The following is a 2,452-nucleotide window of genomic DNA, read 5'->3' as shown; positions in this document are numbered from 1 at the left end:
CAGGGAAGTTGGGCAGTGTGGAGAGGTCATTGCCGAAGGACGCCGTCTCGGACGTGAACCGGTCACCGGTGAGCTGCATACCGTCACCCGAGTCCCCCGCGAACCGGATGATCACCCGATCGAGACGGTGGATCTCCTTGGTGGGGGACGGTGCCGTTCCGGGAGGCGTCGTGGTTTCCACGGACATGCGCGTGTCGGCTCCTGTCGGTCCCTGTGGGTCGTACACGTGGCAGAGGCTAATCAGGCGCATTAGAGGGGCGCTCGTGCGTGATGCTCCGTGTCCGTCGTGCTCACCGGGTCCGGTACAGGGTCAGGTTGGGCCGTCCGTCGCGCTGTTGGCGGGGCCTGCGCAGGCCCGCGGCGGCGGCCTCGGGGGCGGTGTCCGTGCCGCTTTTCGTGCCTCGCCGGCCGCGCCACTGCGCCAGGTCGGTGACGGTGCTGTGCGCGGAGCCGGGCTCGGGCACGGGTGCGTGTGCGGGCACGGGCGCCTGGTGGCGGGGCCGTTCGTGCTTCAGGACCTCGCGCAGGGCATCGCCGAACCGGGTGATGTCCTGCGGTGAGTTGTCGTGGTGGACGGAAGCGCGCACGGCCGTGGTGACGCCGAGGCCGGGCAGGTACAGCGGGGTCTCCTGCGCGACCGTCTTCCACACGACGACACCCCGGGCCGCGAGCTGCCGGCGCACCAGTGCGGCGGGCAGTTCGTCGTGCCGGAAGGTGAGGATGCCGGACTGGATCCGCCCGGGGGCGATCAGTTCGGTGCCGGGGGCCTCCTCGATGGTGGCGCGCAGGCCGGCGACCAGGTCGTCGTCCGGCAGGGCCTCGGTGTGCTCGGCCAGGGCCGTGTTCAGCGCCACTATGGCGGCACCGGGCGGCGGTACGACCGGATCGACACCGGCCGGTGCCAGGAGCTTCCTGAACCCCGGTGACGTAGAGGCGAAGCCGACCGACTGCGGACCGCGCAGGAACCGCCAGCCGTCGCCGGTGAGCAGGTCGCAGCCGATGCGGGCCGCGTCCACGGGGAATTGGCCGACCGCGTAGGAGGCGTCGACGGCGTACACGCAGCGGTGTGGGGCGAGGATGCGGCCCACGTCCTCCACGGGGTTGACGATGCCGCAGCCGGCCGGGACGTAGGTCACCGACACGAGGGCGACGTCGTCGTCGATGTGCGTGGCCATCCACTCCAGGTCCAGGTCGCCGTCCGGGCGCAGCGGTACGACGTCCAGGGCGCAGCGGGTGCGGTCGCGCAGGGCGTACAGGGTGCTGAGGTTGGCGGCGCCCTCGTAGGGAGTCGTCCAGATGCGGTCGCCCGGGCCGAGCGGAAGGCGGCCGAGGAGGGTGGCGTACGCGTCCGCGGCGCCGGTGAACAGGGTGGTGTCGCCGGCCGGGGTACCCAGCAGGGCGGCGAGGCGCTCGTCGATCTCGTCGAGGACGACGTCGTCGAGGTGCTCCTCCAACTCGTAGGGGCCGTAACGGTCGTCGTGGCGCGTCCACTCGGTGAGGGTCGCGCGTACGGCGGCTGGCATGCGGCCCAGACCAGCCGTGTTCAGGTGGACCATTCGGTTGCCGTGTGACGTCGCATTCACTTCCGGGGCCTCCCCCCGTGCGATGAGGCAATGTCTTGCCTCGTGCTTGGCAACACATTGCCAACAGATACGGCGAGTTGGCAATGTGGGCTCAGGCGGCGCTCTAGTGGCGGGGCTTTGCCAGGCACTTATGGCTTCCTTCTGGCTTCTGTCCCGGTTCTGCCCGGCTCCGTTTCCTAGGAATTGCCAAGTTCTGGCAGAGGGGCTCGCGTTCTGCCAAATCCTTATATCTGCGCAGGTCAGCAGTGGTTCGGTATGGCAATTTCGGTGCGCCGGCCGGGGCTCTGGGGCGTTTCTGCCCCCCTTCTTGAGCCTATTTCGACCAATTCCCCAGTGATTTACGAGATTTCCTTGCCAACCTTCTTGGCAAGAGGTTGCCAAGCAGCCGGACCGAAGTTGACACAGAGGAGCCCGCCATGAACCGCATCGCCAAGATCGCCGCCACCGCCGCCGCCGTCGCCGCCACCGCGTTCTCCGCCGTGGGAGCCGGCGCCGCCACCGCCGAGGCCATCGGCTGGCCGACCACGACGCAGTCGGCGACCACCACGGACGCCATCGGCTGGCCGAAGACCGCGACCACCGTCTCCGCCGCCGGTACCGACGACATCGGCTGGCCGACCGCCACGGCCGTCTCCGCCAAGAACACGGACGACATCGGCTGGCCGAAGACCGCGACCACCGTCTCCGCCGCCGGTACCGACGACATCGGCTGGCCGACCGCCACGGCCGTCTCCGCCAAGAACACGGACGACATCGGCTGGCCGAAGACCGCGACCACCGTCTCCGCCGCCGGCACGGACGACATCGGCTGGCCGAAGACCGCGACCACCGTCTCCGCCGCCGGCACGGACGACATCGGCTGGCCGAAG

3 protein-coding genes are annotated in these 2,452 nt (G+C 69.9%); 1 reads left to right on the top strand and 2 read right to left on the bottom strand.

The window, feature by feature from the left end; all coding sequences use genetic code 11:
• The coding region (locus Q8A52_RS48755; protein WP_316765139.1) for a hypothetical protein at nucleotides 1-187 on the bottom strand (187 nt) is incomplete at its 3' end.
• Nucleotides 188-290: 103 nt separating this feature from the next.
• Nucleotides 291-1,523 (bottom strand): aminotransferase class V-fold PLP-dependent enzyme, encoded by a 1,233-nt coding sequence (locus tag Q8A52_RS48750; RefSeq protein ID WP_316765138.1) that lies wholly within the window; start codon nucleotides 1,521-1,523, stop codon nucleotides 291-293.
• 476 nt (nucleotides 1,524-1,999) lie between these two features.
• Here Q8A52_RS48750 and Q8A52_RS48745 point away from each other — a divergent pair.
• Nucleotides 2,000-2,452, top strand: a 453-nt coding sequence (locus tag Q8A52_RS48745) for a hypothetical protein (protein WP_316765137.1), incomplete at its 3' end; no start/stop codon positions are given.

The organism is Streptomyces herbicida, assembly GCF_032656585.1.
Taxonomy (GTDB): Bacteria; Actinomycetota; Actinomycetes; order Streptomycetales; family Streptomycetaceae; genus Streptomyces; species Streptomyces herbicida.
Note: the sequence above shows the minus strand (reverse complement) of the source record. Positions and strands in the feature narration are given on the sequence as shown.